Annotated in this window: 15 protein-coding genes, 1 pseudogene and 1 riboswitch; of the genes and pseudogenes, 3 read left to right on the plus strand and 13 right to left on the minus strand. The window is 74.0% G+C overall.

What is annotated here, in order from left to right; genetic code table 11:
• Positions 1-23: 23 nt before the first annotated feature.
• Positions 24-1475 (plus strand): NADP-specific glutamate dehydrogenase, encoded by a 1452-nt coding sequence (gene gdhA / locus DQ241_RS01800; protein WP_113828440.1) that lies wholly within the window; start codon positions 24-26, stop codon positions 1473-1475.
• Here gdhA and DQ241_RS01805 read toward each other — a convergent pair.
• Positions 1375-2409 carry a cobalamin-independent methionine synthase II family protein gene (locus tag DQ241_RS01805; protein WP_113828441.1) on the minus strand — a complete coding sequence of 345 codons (1035 nt, stop codon included), beginning with the start codon at positions 2407-2409 and terminating at the stop codon, positions 1375-1377. The two genes, gdhA and DQ241_RS01805, sit on opposite strands and share 101 nt — an antisense overlap.
• A 25-nt stretch (positions 2410-2434) precedes the next feature.
• Between DQ241_RS01805 and DQ241_RS01810 the strand changes: the two genes are divergently transcribed.
• Positions 2435-3013: a gamma carbonic anhydrase family protein gene (locus tag DQ241_RS01810; protein WP_113828442.1), complete on the plus strand. Its 579-nt coding sequence runs from the start codon at positions 2435-2437 to the stop codon at positions 3011-3013.
• A 67-nt stretch (positions 3014-3080) separates the two neighbouring features.
• Here the strand turns inward: DQ241_RS01810 and DQ241_RS01815 are convergent, their stop codons facing one another.
• The 8 genes and pseudogenes from DQ241_RS01815 to DQ241_RS01850 all read right to left on the minus strand — a co-directional run bounded on the left by DQ241_RS01815 (position 3081) and on the right by DQ241_RS01850 (position 10854).
• On the minus strand, positions 3081-4211 hold the full coding sequence (locus DQ241_RS01815; protein WP_233492151.1) for a homoserine O-acetyltransferase: 1131 nt from the start codon (positions 4209-4211) through the stop codon (positions 3081-3083).
• Between the two features lie 2 nt (positions 4212-4213).
• Positions 4214-5505: pseudogene (locus DQ241_RS01820) on the minus strand (bifunctional o-acetylhomoserine/o-acetylserine sulfhydrylase).
• A gap of 44 nt (positions 5506-5549) precedes the next feature.
• Positions 5550-5667: riboswitch (SAM riboswitch) on the minus strand.
• Positions 5668-5786: 119 nt separating this feature from the next.
• Positions 5787-6539: an amino acid ABC transporter ATP-binding protein gene (locus tag DQ241_RS01825; protein WP_113828905.1), complete on the minus strand. Its 753-nt coding sequence runs from the start codon at positions 6537-6539 to the stop codon at positions 5787-5789.
• Positions 6540-6562: 23 nt separating this feature from the next.
• Entirely contained in the window at positions 6563-7519 is a 957-nt protein-coding gene (locus DQ241_RS01830) for an amino acid ABC transporter permease (RefSeq protein WP_113828443.1), read from the minus strand.
• Between the two features lie 13 nt (positions 7520-7532).
• On the minus strand, positions 7533-8483 hold the full coding sequence (locus tag DQ241_RS01835; RefSeq protein ID WP_113828444.1) for an ABC transporter substrate-binding protein: 951 nt from the start codon (positions 8481-8483) through the stop codon (positions 7533-7535).
• A gap of 121 nt (positions 8484-8604) precedes the next feature.
• Entirely contained in the window at positions 8605-9099 is a 495-nt protein-coding gene (locus DQ241_RS01840) for a hypothetical protein (RefSeq protein ID WP_113828445.1), read from the minus strand.
• A complete protein-coding gene (locus DQ241_RS01845) occupies positions 9096-9995 on the minus strand; it encodes a mechanosensitive ion channel family protein (protein WP_113828446.1) in 900 nt (299 codons plus the stop codon). The genes DQ241_RS01840 and DQ241_RS01845 overlap by 4 nt, the downstream gene beginning before the upstream one ends.
• A gap of 67 nt (positions 9996-10062) precedes the next feature.
• A complete protein-coding gene (locus DQ241_RS01850; protein WP_113828447.1) occupies positions 10063-10854 on the minus strand; it encodes a thioesterase family protein in 792 nt (263 codons plus the stop codon).
• A gap of 65 nt (positions 10855-10919) precedes the next feature.
• On the opposite strand from DQ241_RS01850, the gene DQ241_RS01855 reads away from it, so the two are divergent.
• Positions 10920-11879 carry a DMT family transporter gene (locus tag DQ241_RS01855; protein WP_113828448.1) on the plus strand — a complete coding sequence of 320 codons (960 nt, stop codon included), beginning with the start codon at positions 10920-10922 and terminating at the stop codon, positions 11877-11879.
• 21 nt (positions 11880-11900) lie between these two features.
• On the opposite strand, the gene DQ241_RS01860 is transcribed toward DQ241_RS01855, so the two are convergent.
• The 4 genes from DQ241_RS01860 to DQ241_RS01875 form a co-directional block, all read right to left on the minus strand.
• Positions 11901-12908 (minus strand): ABC transporter substrate-binding protein, encoded by a 1008-nt coding sequence (locus DQ241_RS01860; RefSeq protein WP_113828449.1) that lies wholly within the window; start codon positions 12906-12908, stop codon positions 11901-11903.
• 100 nt (positions 12909-13008) lie between these two features.
• Complete coding sequence (locus DQ241_RS01865) at positions 13009-13845, minus strand: ABC transporter ATP-binding protein (protein ID WP_113828450.1); 837 nt, start codon at positions 13843-13845, stop codon at positions 13009-13011.
• A gap of 13 nt (positions 13846-13858) precedes the next feature.
• Positions 13859-14974, minus strand: coding sequence for an iron chelate uptake ABC transporter family permease subunit (locus tag DQ241_RS01870; RefSeq protein WP_233492153.1), 1116 nt, complete (start codon positions 14972-14974; stop codon positions 13859-13861).
• Positions 14971-16041, minus strand: coding sequence for an iron ABC transporter permease (locus DQ241_RS01875; protein WP_113828451.1), 1071 nt, complete (start codon positions 16039-16041; stop codon positions 14971-14973). The genes DQ241_RS01870 and DQ241_RS01875 overlap by 4 nt, the downstream gene beginning before the upstream one ends.
• Positions 16042-16286: the final 245 nt, after the last annotated feature.

Genomic DNA, 16286 nt, shown 5'->3' on the forward strand with positions numbered 1-16286 from the left:
GATCGTCCGTCAGGGAGGCCAGCGTGCACGTCGACGTTCCGGCGAAGGTGCAGGAGATCTACGCCGAGGTGCTGCGCCGCAACCCCGGTGAGCAGGAGTTCCACCAGGCGGTCCACGAGGTGCTGGAGTCGCTGGCCGTCGTCCTCGGGCGGCACAGCGAGTACGCCGAGATGAAGACCATCGAGCGGATCTGCGAGCCCGAGCGGCAGATCATCTTCCGCGTGCCGTGGCAGGACGACCGCGGCGAGGTGCAGATCAACCGCGGCTTCCGGGTCGAGTTCAACTCGGCGCTGGGCCCGTACAAGGGCGGGCTGCGCTTCCACCCCTCGGTCAACCTGGGCATCGTCAAGTTCCTGGGCTTCGAGCAGGTGTTCAAGAACGCGCTCACCGGCATGCCGATCGGCGGTGGCAAGGGCGGCTCCGACTTCGACCCCAAGGGCCGGTCGGACGCCGAGGTGATGCGCTTCTGCCAATCGTTCATGACCGAGCTCTACCGGCACCTGGGCGAGTACACCGACGTCCCGGCCGGCGACATCGGCGTGGGCGCCCGCGAGATCGGCTACCTGTTCGGCCAGTACAAGCGGATCACCAACCGCTACGAGTCCGGCGTCATCACCGGCAAGGGCCTGGGCTGGGGCGGCGCCCTGGTGCGCACCGAGGCCACCGGCTACGGGGCGGCCTTCTTCGCCGAGGCGATGATGGAGGTGCGCGGCGACTCCTTCGACGGCAAGCGGGTCACCGTCAGCGGCTCGGGCAACGTCGCGGTGTACGGCATCGAGAAGGTGCACCAGCTCGGCGGCACCGTCGTGGCCTGCTCGGACTCCAGCGGCTACGTCGTCGACGAGAAGGGCATCGACCTCGACGTCCTCAAGCAGGTCAAGGAGGGCGAGCGCGGCCGGGTCAGCGACTACGCCGAGCGGGTGGCCACGGCGTCGTTCGTCGAGGGCGGCAGCGTCTGGGACGTGCCCTGCGACGTCGCCATGCCCAGCGCCACGCAGAACGAGCTGGACGACGACGCGGCGACGGCGCTCGTGCGCAACGGCTGCCGCTACGTCGTCGAGGGCGCGAACATGCCCACCACCCCGGACGCCGTGCGGGTGCTGCGCGAGGCGGGCGTCGCCTTCGCCCCCGGCAAGGCGGCCAACGCCGGCGGGGTGGCAACCTCGGCGCTGGAGATGCAGCAGAACGCCTCGCGGGACCGCTGGACCTTCGAGCACTCCGAGGCGCGGCTGGCCGAGATCATGCGCGACATCCACGCCCGCTGCCACCAGACCGCCGAGGAGTACGGCTCCCCCGGCGACCTGGTGCTCGGGGCGAACGTGGCGGGCTTCCTCGAGGTCGCGGAGGCCGTGCACGCGCACGGGCATCTGAAGGTCAGAGCTCGGCGCGGAGCAGCTCCGCGGCCAGCGCCAGGCTGCGCATCTTGCCCGCGGCCGACTCCCGGGGCAGGTACTTCAGCCCGCAGTCGCTGGTGAGCACCAGCCGGTCCACGTCGACGTGGTCCAGCGCCCGGCGCACCCGGTCGGCGACCACCTCCGGCGTCTCCACCTCGGGTGTGGACAGGTCGAGCACGCCCAGCGCGATGCCCTTCCCGCGCAGCGGCCGCAGCGTCGCCGGGTCGAGGTGCGACTGCGCCGTCTCGACCGACACGGTGTGCACCGGGGTGTCGGCGAGCTCGGGGAGGAACGAGTAGCCCTCCGGCCGGTCGGCCACCATCGCCGCGTAGCCGAAGCACACGTGCACGTGCACCGGGCCCACCGCACCCTCGACGGCCCGGGTCACGGCCTCCGCGCCGTACCGGCGGGCCACCTCCGGGCGGGCCTGCAGCCACGGCTCGTCGAGCTGGACGACGTCGGCGCCGGCGGCGAACAGGTCGGCGATCTCGGCGCGCACCACGTCGGCGTAGGCCAGCGCCAGCGCCCGGTCGTCCCGGTAGTGCTCGTCCTGGGCCTGCTGCGCCATGGTGAACGGACCGGGCAGCGTCATCTTCACCGTCCGGTCGGTGGCGGCTCGCAGGAACTCGACGTCGCGCACCTGGATCGGCCGGGGGCGGCCGACCTCGCCCACCACGCGGGGCACCGGGATCGGCTTCCCCGACCGGTTGAGCACGCTGCCGGGGGTGTCGACGTCGACCCCGTCCAGGGCGGTGGCGAAGTGGTTGGAGTAGGACTCCCGGCGCTGCTCCCCGTCGGTCAGGATGTCCAGCCCGGCCAGCTCCTGGGCCCGGACGGCGAGCAGCGTCGCGTCGTCCTGCGCCTCCTCGAGCAGCTCCGGCGCGACCCGCCACAGCTCCGCCGCACGCACCCGCGGCGGGAACTGGTGGGCCAGGCGGGCGCGGTCGATCAGCCAGTCCGGCTGCGGCAGGCTGCCGACGATCGAGGTGGGCAGAGGTGGCAGCGTCGCGGGCACGCCGCGAGTGTGCTGGGGTGGGGCCGTGGCCGACAACTACATCGCCGAGCTGCCCTTCGGCGCCCCGAAGATCGACGACGACGCCTTCGTCGCGCCCACGGCGGTCGTCGTGGGCGCGGTGACCCTGGGCCCGCGCGCCAGCATCTGGTACGGCGCGGTCGCCCGGGCCGACACCGAGACGATCGAGATCGGCGCGGACTCCAACATCCAGGACGGCTGCACCCTCCACTCCGACGCCGGCTTCCCGCTGGTCGTGGGGGAGCGGGTGTCGGTGGGGCACCGGGTGGTGCTGCACGGCGCCCGCATCGACGACGACGTGCTCGTCGGCATGGGCAGCATCGTCATGAACGGCGCGCACATCGCCTCGGGCTCGATCGTCGCCGCCGGCGCCGTGGTCACCCAGGGCAAGGAGTTCCCGCCGGGGTCGGTGATCGCCGGCGTCCCGGCCAAGGTCGTGCGCGAGGCCACGGAGGACGACCGGCTGCACATCCGGGGCAACGCGCTCAGCTACACCGAGCGGCTGGACTCCGCCCGTCGGGTGCGCCCGGTGGTGCGCGGCAAGCTGCCGCCGGCCGGGCACCAGCCCGGCGACGACATGGCCTGAGCGGCCCCCGTCCGCCGGGAGGGGTCAGCGCAGGGCGCGCAGGGCGCGGAGGTCGGCGTCCACCGGGTCAGCCCAGCAGCTCGCGCAGCAGCGCGCCGACCGCCTGGGTCTCGATGAGGAAGCCGTCGTGGCCGTAGGGGGAGGGGATCAGCCGCAGCGGGACGCCGAGTCCGTCGGCCACCTCCTGCTGCAGCGCCGGCGGGTACAGCCGGTCGCTGTCGATGCCGGCCACGACCGCCCGGGCCGTCACGCGGTCCAGCGCGGCGGCCACCCCGCCGCGACCGCGACCGACGTCCCAGGTGTTCATGACCTCGGTGAGCAGCACGTAGCTGCCGGCGTCGAACCGGCCGGCCAGCTTGCCGGCGTGGTGCTCCAGGTAGGAGGCGACCGCGAAGCGGCCGTCCTCCTGCACGAGGGAGCCGAACCGGGTGTCCAGCTCCAGCGCGCTGCGGTAGGTGAGGTGCGCGATCCGCCGGGCGATGCCCAGGCCGTCGACCGGCGGGTCGTCGAGCGGGTAGTCCCCGTCCCGCCAGCGCGGATCGGCGCGGACGGCGGCCTGCTGGGTGGTCTGGGTGCCGATCTGGTCGGCGCTCGCCGCGGCGCCCGAGGCGAGGAAGAAGAGCGCGTCCACCCGGCCGGGCAGCGCGACCGCCCACTCCAGCGCCCGCATGCCGCCCATCGAGCCGCCCACCACGCAGGCCCAGCGGTCGACGCCGAGCGCGTCGGCCAGCGCGGCCTCGACCCGCACCTGGTCGGCGACGGTCACCTCGGGGAAGCGCGCACCCCACGGCGCGCCGTCCGGGGCGGTGGACGACGGGCCGGTCGTGCCCTGGCATCCGCCGAGGACGTTGGCGCAGACGACGAAGAACCGGTCGGTGTCCAGCGCCGCGCCGGGACCGACCAGGCCCGCCCACCAGCCCGGGGTGGCGTGCCCCGGACCGGCCGCGCCGACGACGTGGCTGTCGCCGGTCAGGGCGTGCTCGACGAGGACGGCGTTGCCGCCGTCCGGGGCCAGGGTGCCCCACGTCTCGTAGGCGACCCGCACCCCGGGCAGCCGCCCGCCGCGCTCCAGCTCGAACGGTCCCGGCAGGTCGAGGAACCGGCGGTCGCCCACCGGGTCGCCCTCCCGCCAGCCGCCCGGGCGGGCCGGGGTCCGGGACGACGGACCCCGGTCCGCCACCTCCCGGACCCCGGTCACCGTCAGGCGCCCTTGGCGGCGCGGAACCCGGCCTCGAGGTCGGCGAGGATGTCCTCGATGCCCTCCAGGCCGACGGCGAGGCGCACCAGGCCCGGGGTGACGCCGGTGGTCAGCTGCTCCTCGGCGGTCAGCTGGGAGTGAGTCGTCGAGGCGGGGTGGATGACCAGGCTGCGCACGTCGCCGATGTTGGCCACGTGGCTGTGCAGCTCCAGCGCCTCGACGAACCGCTGCCCGGCCTCCTTGCCGCCGTGCAACTCGAAGGTCAGGACGGCGCCGGCGCCCTTGGGCGCGTACTTCTGCTGCGCGGCGTGCCACTGGTTGGTGGGCAGGCCGGCGTAGTTGACCCGGTCGACCGCGTCGTGGGCTTGAGGAACTCCGCCACCCGCTGGGCGTTGGCCACGTGCCGCTCCATGCGCAGCGACAGCGTCTCGATGCCCTGCACGACCAGGAACGCGTTGAACGGCGAGATGGCCGGGCCGAGGTCGCGCAGCAGCTGCACGCGGGCCTTGAGCGCGTAGGCCGGCGCACCGAGGTCGGCGTAGACGACGCCGTGGTAGGTGGGGTCGGCCGTGGTGAACATCGGGTGCCGGCCGCCGCGCCAGTCGAACGTGCCGCCGTCGACGATCAGGCCGGCGATGGCGGTGCCGTGCCCGCCGAGGTACTTGGTGGCCGAGTGGACGACGATGTCGGCACCGAACTCCAACGGCCGGATCAGGTACGGCGTGGCGATCGTGTTGTCCACGATCAGCGGGACGCCGTTGCGGTGCGCCACGGCGGAGACGGCCTCGATGTCGAGGATGTCGCCCTTCGGGTTGCCGATGGTCTCGGCGTAGAAGGCGCGGGTGTTGTCCTGCACCAGCGCCTGCCACGCCTCCGGGTCGTCCGGGTTCTCCACGAAGGAGACGGTGATGCCGAGCTTGGGCAGCGAGTGGTGCAGCAGGTTGTACGTGCCGCCGTAGAGCGAGGCGGAGGCGACGACGTGGTCGCCGGCCTCGGCCAGGTTGAGGATCGCCAGGGTCTCGGCGGCCTGGCCGGAGGAGACCGCGAGCGCCGCGACGCCGCCCTCCAGCGATGCGACGCGCTGCTCCAGCGCGTCCTGCGTCGGGTTCATGATCCGCGTGTAGATGTTGCCCATCTCGGCCAGCGCGAACAGGTCCGCGGCGTGCTGGCTGTCGCGGAACTGGTAGCTCGTGGTGGCGTAGATGGGCAGGGCGCGCGCCCCGGTGGTGGGGTCGGGGCTGGCCCCTGCGTGGATCTGCCGGGTCTCGAAGCTCCAGGCCTGCGGGTCGGTCATGCGCCGTCTCCAATCGCTCGCGGGAGATCCCGCGGCGCGCAGGAGCTCCGTCCTTGCCGGACGGCGGACGCCGTCCCGACCGGCTCTTCCCCTGGGAGCACCTCAGACGGAGTTGAGGTTGCCGGGCAGCCAGCCAGGTGCTTGTCGCTGCCTCTCGTGAGCCACCGCCGATGGTAGGCGGTACCGATGTCCCACGTGAAACACGGGTCCCACGACGCGGGATGCGGCCCCGGTGCAGGGGCTTACGCCGAGCGCGCGAGGCGTGGGGGGAGCGGGATCCTTCAGAGCACCTTGGAGAGGAACGCCTGTGTGCGCTGGTGCCGCGGGTCGGTCAGCACCTGGCGCGGGTCGCCGGCCTCGACGACGACGCCGTCGTCCATGAAGACCAGGGTGTCGCCGACCTCGCGGGCGAAGCCCATCTCGTGGGTCACCACGACCATCGTCATGCCGTCGGCGGCCAGCCCGCGCATGACGTCGAGGACCTCGCCGACCAGCTCGGGGTCCAGCGCCGAGGTCGGCTCGTCGAAGAGCATCAGCTTGGGCTCCATCGCCAGCGCGCGGGCGATCGCCACCCGCTGCTGCTGGCCGCCGGAGAGCTGCGCCGGGTAGTTGTGCACCCGGTCGCCGAGGCCCACCCGCTCCAGCAGCTCGGCGGCCCGCTCGCGGGCGGCGGCCTTGCCCACGCCCTTGACCTGCACCGGCGCCTCGGCGACGTTCTCCAGCGCCGTCATGTGCGGGAACAGGTTGAACCGCTGGAAGACCATCCCGATGTCGCGGCGCTGGGCGGCCACCTCGCGGTCGCGCAGCTCGTAGAGCTTGCCGCCCTTCTCGCGGTAGCCGACCAGGTGCCCGTCGACCCACAGCCGGCCGGCGTTGATCTGCTCCAGGTGGTTGATGCAGCGCAGGAAGGTGCTCTTGCCCGAGCCCGAGGGCCCGATGATGCACATGACCTCGCGGGGGGCGACCTCCAGGTCGATGCCCTTGAGCACCTCGACGTGGCCGAAGGACTTGTGCACCGCCTCGGCCTTGACCATCGGGGCGGTGCTGACGGCGCTGCTCACTTGGTGCTCCCCACCTCGGCGGCCCGCCGGGCGGCCCGCTGCGCCCGGGTCTCCCGCGTGCCGAACCCGCGGCTGAACCGCCGCTCGAGGAAGTACTGGCCGACCATGAGCACGCTCGACAGCGCCAGGTACCAGAGCAGCGAGGCCACGGCCATCGGGATGACCTGGAAGGTGCGGCTGCCGATGGCCCGCAGCTGGAAGTTCAGCTCGATGGTCACCGGGACGGCGATGAGCAGCGCGGTGTCCTTGAGCATGGCGATCGTCTCGTTGCCGGTCGGCGGGATGATCACCCGCATCGCCTGCGGCAGCACGATCCGGCGCATGACCTTGGCGCGGCTCATGCCCAGGGCGCTGGCGGCCTCGGCCTGGCCCGGGTCCACCGACTGGATGCCGGCCCGCACGATCTCGGCCATGTAGGCCGCCTCGGAGAGGAACAGCCCCAGCAGGCCGGCGGTGAAGCCGACGAAGATCTCGTTGCCGTCGAAGCCGAACAGCCGCCAGTCGCCCTCGAAGCCGAACAGGTCCATCAGCTGCTGGTCGAACGGGAAGCCGAACTCGTACCGCGCGTACAGCGTGCCGAGGTTGGCGGCGAAGAACAGCAGCACGATCCGCGGGATGGCGCGGAAGAACCAGATGTAGGCCCAGGCCGCGCCGGAGACGACCGGGTTGGCCGACAGCCGCATGACGGCCACGACGATGCCGAGCAGCACGCCGAGGACCATGGCCAGCACGGTCATGATCAGCGTCGTGCGCGCGCCCCTGAGCACGGGCTCGCTGAACATGTTCTCGACCATGAAGTCCCACTGGAACACCGGGTTGGTGACCAGCATGTGGACGAACATCGCCGCGAGGACGGCGATGACGGCCGCCGCGATCCAGCGGCCGGGGTGGCGGACCGGCACCGCCTCGATCTGCTCGGGCGGTGCCGGCCGCGCCGGTGTCTCGGAGGTCATGCTGCGCGAAGGGTCAGCCGACGGCCGGGTTCACGGTCGGGTCGTCGATGGCGCCGTCCTCCACGCCCCAGTTGGCGAGGACCTCCTCGTAGGCGCCCTCGTCGATCAGCGCCTGCAGCGCGCGCTGCAGGGCCTCGGCGAACTGGGTCTGCTCGAGCGGCACGACGTAGCCGTAGGGGGCCGAGTCGTAGATGTCGCCGAGCAGCTCCAGCTGGCCGTTGGTCTGCGTCACCGCGTATGCCATGACCGGGGAGTCGGCGAGCCCGGCGGCGACCCGGCCGGAGGCGATCGCCGCGGTGGCGTCGGCCTGCGACTCGAACTGCTGGATGTCGATCGGCTCCTCGCCGGCCGCCTCGCACTCCGCCGAGCGGGCGGTCAGGTCGTCGACCTGCACGGTGCCGACCTGCACGGCCACGGCGAGACCGCAGGCCTCGTCCGGGTTCACGTCGTCCGGGTTGCCCGTGCGCGTGGACCACTGGGTGCCGGCCGAGAAGTAGCTGACCATGTTCGCCTCGGCCAGGCGCTCGGGGTTGATCGTGAACGAGGAGACGCCAGCCTCGTACCGGCCGGAGCCGACGCCGGCGATGATGTTGTCGAACGGGGCGGTCTCGAACTCGACCTCGAGGCCGAGCTTCTGGCCCACCAGCGTGAACAGGTCGACGTCGAAGCCGATGATCGTCTCGCCGTCCTCGTCGAGGAACTCGCTCGGCGCGTAGGTGGTGTCGCTGCCCACGCTGATCACGCCGTCCTCGGCGATCTCGGCGGGGACCAGCGCCGCCAGTTCGGCGTCCTCCTCGACCGTGGGCAGCTCCGAGCTGCTCGCGCCGGTGTCGCCGCCACCGCCACCGCCCCCGTCGCCGGAGCTGCCGGAGTCGTCGTCGCCGCAGGCGGTGAGCACGAGGACGGCGCTGGTGAGCGCGGCGGCGGCGGTGGCCGCGCGGCGGGTCAGGGTTCGGGACGACACGTCAGGCTCTCCTTCAGCACGGTGCGGAGCATCGATCTTGCCCTGCGCCGTGTTCCGGTGGGGAGTCGGCCGTGTCCCGGCTCGGTCACGATGTCCCCCGGACGGGCGCACCGGCGACCGGTCAGGGCGTCGTCGGCGCCGTCGGGGCGGGCCCCGTCCCCTCGGTCGGGGCCTCGTCGGTGGGGGTCGTCCGCCCCGTGGTGGGCGTCGTCGTCCCGGGCGTCGTCGTGCCCGGCGTCCCCGTCGTCGTCCCGGTCGGGGTGGACGGAGCCATCTCCGTCGGTTCCTCGGTCGGCTCCTCGGGGGCGGTCGTCGTCTCCGGTGCCGTGGTCGTGGGCGGCGGCGTGGTCGCCGGCGTCGTCACCTGCCCGGTCTCGGTGCTGCGGCTCGCCCGCTCCTGCCGCTCCTCCGGGCGGACGTACAGGTACAGCGCCCCGATCAGCAGGAACAGGACGCAGAGGACCACCGTCGAGGTGCGCGCCCGGCCGAGGTGGTCGGGGACCGACGACCAGTGCCAGCGCGACCGCGGCGACGGCGGGGCGGCCCCGGCCGGCGCGGTGCTGACCGACGGGCTGGCGACCTGGTCGGGGGTCTCCTCCCGCGGCGTCTCGCTCACGCGTCCTCCCCGTCCCGTGCGAACTGCGCCGTCGGCTGGTCGTCGGCCGCCGGCGGCGGCACCACCTGCAGGCCCTGCGCGCGGAAGGCGAGCACCACCCGCACCCGCAGGTCGCGGCCGACCTCGAACTGCTTGCCGGGCAGCGTCCGCGCCACCATCCGCACGCTCACCTCGTCCAGACCGAGGCTCTCCACGCCCATGACGGTGGGCGGGTCGAGCAGCAGCGGCCGCATGGCCGGGTCGCGGAACGCCTCGCGGCCCACCTCGCGCAGGATCTCGTTCACCCGGTTGACGTCGGCGTCGCTCGGCACCGGGACGTCGACCACCGCCCGCGCCCAGTCGCGGGACAGGTTCACCACCTTGACGATCTGGCCGTTGGGCACGGTGACGACCTCGCCGTTCGGCGAGCGCACCCGCGTCACCCGCAGGGTCACGTCCTCCACGGTGCCGGTGGCCGGGTCGCCGCCGCCGACGACCTGGATGGACACGACGTCGCCGAAGCCGTACTGGCGCTCGGTGATGATGAAGAACCCGGCCAGGACGTCGCCGACGATCCGCTGGGCGCCGAAGCCCAGGCCCACGCCGAGGACCGTCGCGGGCGCGACCAGGCCGGTCACCGGGACGCCGAGCCGGTCGAGCACGAAGAAGACGGCGACGGCGTAGATCAGCACGATCGCCGTCCAGGTGATGACCTGGGTGAGCGAGTGGCGGTGCTTGGCGGCCTCGGAGCGGACCAGCGCGTCGCCGCCGGTGGCCTGCGCGTCGATGCGGGTGGTGACCCGGTCGCCCGCCCAGCTGACGAAGCGGGCCAGCAGCACCGAGCCGAGGACGATCAGCACCACCTCGAGGCCGCGGCCGGACAGCCAGTCGACCAGATCCCCGAACGCGCCGCTCACCGGTTGCTCCCCCTCGTCATCGTCCCCACCCTCGCCGATCCCGGTGCGCCCTGCCAGCGCGGCACGCTCACCGCGGCTCGACGAACAGCGACTGCGTGGAGCGCCCGACGGCCCCCTCGGCGTCGAAGAGGACGGCGGAGCACTGGGCCGCGCCGCTGCCGCCGAGCACGGTGGCCGCGTCCATGCCCAGCCAGGTGCCGCGCGGCGGCCGGTGGAGGGCGACGGTCAGGTCGACGTTGGCGAAGGTCGCCGTCGTCCAGTCCAGGACCGCGGAGATGCCGCTGGCGGCGTCGGTCATGACCAGCAGGTGCTCCAGCGGCGTCATCGGCTCGCCGTCGACCAGGTCGCAGTTCGGCCGGGTCCAGGCCGCCGCGGGGCCGGGGGAGTTGAAGCTGCCGGCCGCGAACCGCCAGTCCAGCGCCCGGTGGTAGGCGACGTCGGCGGTGAAGAAGGCCGCCTGCTCCGGGGTGCTGGCCTCGACGCCGGCCGGAGCCGGGTGCGGCGGGGGCTCGGCGGGTGCCAGGCCGTCGGGGCGCACCCGCATCCGCCAGGCGGACAGGCGCATGAGCGGCCGTCCGTCGCCGGCGTCCAGGACCGCCTCGACCAGCTCGATCCGCCGGCCCGGCCGGACGACGGAGGTGGTGATCCGCACCGCCCCGACCGGCACCGGGGCGAAGATGTCGTAGGACAGCCGCACCGCCTGCCCGCCCTCGATGCCGCCGGCGCGCTCCGCTGCACGGGCGAGCAGGGCGGCCGGCGGACCGGCGTGCTGGAGACCGGTGTCCCAGGGCCCGATGGTGAGCGCCGTGGCCGTGAAGCCGTCGCCGTCGGGGACGTAGAGGGCGGTGGGCAGCTCCATGACCGACAGTCTCGCCCACCCGGCTGGTAGGCGGCTCGCGGGGTTTGGAGGACTACGGTGCGCCCGTGCCCCGCCTCGCCCGCCCGGTGCTCGGCTACGCCTTCACGCTCGCCGCCGCCGGCTTCTTCGCGGTCAACGGGACCGTCTCGACGCTCGCCCTGCAGGCCGGCATCCCGGCCACCCGCCTGACGGCGCTGCGCTGCACCGGGGCGGCGGTCGGCCTGCTGCTGGTGCTCGCGGTCGCCTCGCCGCGGCGGCTGCGGGTGACCTGGCGGGAGGTGCCCTTCCTCGCCGTGTTCGGCGTGGTCGGGGTGGCCCTCACCCAGTTCCTCTACTACGTGGCGATCGGGCGGATGCCGGTCGGCATCGCGCTGGTCTTCGAGATGACGGCGCCGGTGTTCATCGCCCTCTACGTGTGGCTGGTCCGCGGCGAGCGGGTCCGCAGCCGGCTGTGGGTGGCGCTGCTGCTGTCGCTCGGCGGGCTCGTGCTGGTCGCGCAGGTGTGGGAGGGCGGCGGCTCGCTGCAGCTCACCGGCGTGCTGGCGGCGCTGGCGGCGGCGCTGTGCCTGGCGACCTACTACCTGATGGGCGAGCGGGGCACCGTCGCGCGCGACCCGGTGACGCTGGCCTGCTGGAGCTTCGTGGCCGCGGCGGTGTTCTGGGCCGTGGCCGCGCCCTGGTGGCGGTTCGACGCCGCCGTCCTGGGGGAGCGGGTGCCCGTCTCGCTGGGCGAGCTGCGGCTGCCGCTGTGGCTGCTCGTGGGGTGGATCGTGGTGCTCGGCGCGATCGTGCCCTTCTGGCTGTCGATCGCCGCCCTGCCGCACCTCTCGCCGACGACGGCGGGGCTGGTGGCCACGGTGGAGCCGGTGTTCGCCTCGATCGTGGCCTGGCTGTGGCTCGAGCAGGTGCTCACCGGCTGGCAGGTGGCCGGCGGCGCCGTCGTCCTCACCGGGATCGCGCTGGCGCAGACGGCGCGGACCGCGGCCGTGCCGGTGCCGGAGACGCCGGCGGCGCTGTCGTCGTGACCAGCGCCGCCGGGGCCCCGGTCAGCTGACCTTCCGCGCCTCGGTCAGGTAGCCGGCCAGCTCCTCCATGTAGGCGGCCTGGGCGACGTAGTCGGGGCCGATGTACTTCCACGGGTAGAGCTGGCCCGCCTGGACGGCGGGGAGCAGCGCGGCGGTGGGCTGGGCGGCGATCTCCTCCGGCGTCATGCTGAACCGCAGCGAGTAGAGGAGCACGTCGCTGGGGTGGTTCGGCACCTCTTCCCAGCTCACGGAGTTCCAGAAGTAGCCCTCGCCGCCCGGGTCGACGAAGTTCACGCCGAGGTCCTGGTAGAGCCTGAGCTGGGGGTCGTCGGGGGCCTTGGCCATCCACCAGCCGTCGGCCTCGGTGGCGAACACCGGCAGCACGCTGACCCCGCCGGTCGCGGCCTCGCGGAGCGCCTCGGAGGCGGCCTCGAAGTCCGCCCGGGCGTCGGCGACGTCGCCGCTCCCGGTGTCGACGCCCAGCGCGCCCGCCAGCTCGACGACGCGGTCGATCACCTCGGCGGCCGAGCCCCGGTAGGCGATGTGGATGACCGGCGCGATCTCCGCGACCTGCTCCTCCTGCTCCAGGTCGTTGAACCCGTAGCCGGCCGTGCCCTCGGGGATGTCGCCCGAGGAGTCCACCGGGTAGATGGTGGTGACGATGACGTCGGGATCGGCGGCGGCGAGCGCCTCGAGGTCGATCTCGCCGTAGGAGGAGCCGACGATGGCGACGTCGGAGAGGTCCCGGCCCTCGAAGGCGACGTCGTCCTCGGCGGAGGTCTGGCCGAACGTGGCCACCGGCTCGATGCCGTAGTTCCACAGCGAGGCGGCGAGGTCGTTGAGGCCGGCGACCCGCTCGGGGGCGGCGTCCAGCTCGACGGTCTGGCCGAGGTCGTCGGTGAACGACCAGCCCTCGTCGGAGGCGGCGGGCGAGCTGCCGCCCTCGTCATCGGAGGCGCAGGCGCCGGCGGTGGCCACCACGCCCAGGGCCAGCAGGCCGCCCAGCAGGCGGCGCGGAGTGCGGTGCAACGGAACTCCCTCGGGTCAGGGGATGCGTGATCATCCCCGGTCGCCGGGAAGGTTAGCTGTCCTAAGTTGCCTGCGGCAGGGGGTCGTCGCCGTGCACGGATCAGCGCAGCCGGCGCACCGGGACGACCATCGGCGTGCCGGTCACCGGGTCGGGCAGGATCCGCGCGTCGAGGTCGAACACGTCGGCCAGCAGCTGCTCGGTGAGCACCTCTGCGGGCGTGCCCGAGGCCACCAGCGCGCCGTCCTTCATCGCCACCAGCCGCTGCGCGTAGCGCGCGGCCAGGTTGAGGTCGTGCAGCACGACGACGACGGTCCGCCCGCGCTCGGCGTGCAGCCGGCCGACCAGCTCCAGGACGTCGATCTGGTGCGACAGGTCGAGGTAGGTCGTGGGCTCGTCGAGCAGCAGCAGGTCGGTGCCCTGCGCCAGCGCCATGGAGATCCACGCCCGCTGCCGCTGACCGCCGGAGAGCGCGTCGACCGGCCGGTCGCCGAGCCCGGCCATGTCGGTCCACTCCAGCGCCTCGGCGACGACGGCCTCGTCGTCGCGGGACCACTGGCGCAGCCAGTTCTGGTGCGGGTGCCGGCCGCGGGCGACGAGGTCGGCCACGGTCAGCCCCTCCGGTGCGACCGGCGCCTGGGGGAGCAGCCCCAGCACCTTGGCCACCTCGCGGGTGGGCGTCCTCGCGATCTCCCGCCCGTCGAGCAGCACCCGGCCCGAGGTGGGGCGCATGAGCCGCCCGAGCGCACGCAGCAGCGTGGACTTCCCGCAGCCGTTCGGCCCGACGATGGCGGTGAACGACCCCTCGGTCAGCTCCAGGTCGAGGTCGTCGACGACCACCCGCTCGTCGTAGGCGAGGCGGACGGAGTCGGCGGCCAGCCGGACCCGGGCGGGGTCGCCGGTCGTCGCGGGCGAGCCGCGGTGCAGGACGTCGGTCACAGCGGGGCCGTCCTCATGTGAGCTGCCGCCTTCCGCGGACGAGGAGCCAGAGCAGGTAGGGCGCGCCGATGACGGCGGTGAGGATGCCGACCGGCAGCGCCGTCGGCAGCACGGTGCGGGTGACCAGGTCGGCGGTCACCACCAGGACGGCGCCGAGCAGGCCGGAGGCCAGCAGCGGGGGCCGGGAGCCGCCGGCCAGCCGGACGGCGATCTGCGGGACGACGAGCGCCACGAAGGTGATCGGCCCGGCGGCGGCCACCGCGGCGGCGGTGAGGCCGACCGCGAGCAGGACGACGGCGGCCTGCGCGCCCGCCAGCCGCAGCCCGAGCCCCCGCGCGGTGTCGTCGCCGAACTGCATGACCGACAGCGCCCGCCCGGTGGCCAGGGCCAGGGGCAGGAGGACGGCGAGGGCGACGGCCAGCGGCACCGCCTGGTCCCAGGTGCGGGCGTTGAGCGAGCCGGTGATCCAGACGTAGGCAGAGGCGGCGTCGTAGATCTCGGCGTTGGTGAGCATCCAGTCGACCAGTGCCGCGCCCATCGACCACAGCGCGATGCCGACCAGCACCAGCCGGTACCCGTCGACCCCCGCGCGCCAGGCCAGCAGGAACAGCAGCAGCCCGGTGACCAGCGCGCCGAGCAGGGCGGCGAGCGGGATGCCGAGCCCGCCGAGGAGGGCACCGGCCGAGGTGCCACCGCTGAGCACGATCGCCGCGACCGCGCCGACCGAGGCGCCCATCGTGATGCCGAGGGTGTCGGGGGCGGCCAGCGGGTTGCGGGCGAAGGTCTGGAACACCGCACCCGCGACGCCGAGGGCGAGGCCGACCAGCAGCCCGACCACCACCCGGGGCGCGCGCAGCCGCAGCACGATGAACTCCTGCGGCCCGTCGCCCAGCCCGACCACCGTGCGCAGCACGTCGGGGATGCCGATCGGGTAGTCGCCCCGCCCGATGCTCACCGCGGACACCAGCACCAGGACGACGAGCGCGACCAGCGGCACCAGCAGGTGGCGCCAGCGCAGCACGACCGACACCGGGCCGACGCGGACGGCGGTCCGGCCGCGCGGGCCGGTCACCGGCCGCTCGAGCGCCGGGGCGCTCACGGGGGCGGTGCCCACCGGACCCGCGCTCACAGGGCCATGCTCCGGCGGCGGCGCACGAGCGCGAGGAAGAACGGGCCGCCGACCAGCGCGAGCACGATGCCGACCTGGAGCTCACCGGGCCGGGCCACCACCCGGCCGATGACGTCGGCGGTGAGCAGGAGGACCGCGCCGGCCAGCGCCGAGCCGGGGATCAGCCAGCGGTGGTCGGGGCCGGTGAGCGCGCGGACCACGTGCGGGACGACCAGCCCGACGAACGCGATCGGCCCGCAGGCCGCGGTGGCCGCCCCGCAGAGCAGGGTGATGGCGGCCAGGCCGACCGCCCGGGCCAGCCAGATGCGCTGCCCGAGCCCGCGGGCGACGTCCTCGCCGAGGCCGAGCAGGTTCAGCGCCGGGGCGTTGACCACCGCCAGCAGGAGGCCGAGGACGACGAACGGGGCGACCTGCCAGGCGACGTCGGCGTCGCGGCCGGCCAGCGCGCCGACCTGCCAGAAGCGGAAGGCGTCCAGGCTCTGCTGGTCGCTGACCAGGATCGCCCGCACCAGCGCGTAGAGCAGCGCGGACAGCGCCGCCCCGGCCAGGGCGAGGGTGACCGGCGTCGGCCCGCCGCGGCCGGCCGAGCCCACGGCGTAGACCAGCACGGTGCCGGCCAGCGCGCCGGCGAAGGCGAACCAGACGTAGCCGCCCGGAGAGGTGATGCCGAAGGCCCAGATGGCGACGACGACGGCCAGCGAGGCGCCGGCCGTGACGCCGAGCAGCCCCGGATCGCCCAGCGGGTTGCGGGTGTGGCCCTGCATGAGCGCGCCGGCCACCCCGAGGGCGGCGCCGACCATGAGCCCGAGCACGGTGCGCGGCACCCGGAGCTGGCGGACGATCACCGACTCCTCGGTGGTCAGGTCGCTGTCGAGCAGGCCGCGCCAGACGTCGCCCAGCCCGATCGAGCGGGTGCCCACCGCGATGCTGGCCAGCCCCGCCGCGACGACCAGCAGCAGGAGCACGAGCAGGACGGCCAGCCGGCGGCCGCGGGCGGTGCGGCGGGCGGCGGGCGTACCGGACGGCGCCGCGCCTCCCCGGACCGGGGCGTCGGCCGTGGTGGTCACGAGCGGCTCCCCGGAACGGACGGCTGTTTGCTGAGGCTTACCTTAGCTCGCGCCGCCCGGCCGGCGGTGCTCGTCGCGCTCAGCGCGGGAGCAGCGCCTCGACGGCGGTGCGCACCTCGGGGGCGTCGGGCTGGGTCGTCGGCCGGAAGCGGGCCGCCACCTCACCGTCGGTGCTGATCAGGAACTTCTCGAAGTTTCGAGGATCACGTCTCCCGTCTGCCGAGGCGCCCCTTCGGACAGACCGG

Origin of the sequence: Blastococcus sp. TF02A-30 (assembly GCF_003319185.1) — a bacterium.
In the GTDB taxonomy this organism is placed as follows: Bacteria; Actinomycetota; Actinomycetes; order Mycobacteriales; family Geodermatophilaceae; genus Blastococcus.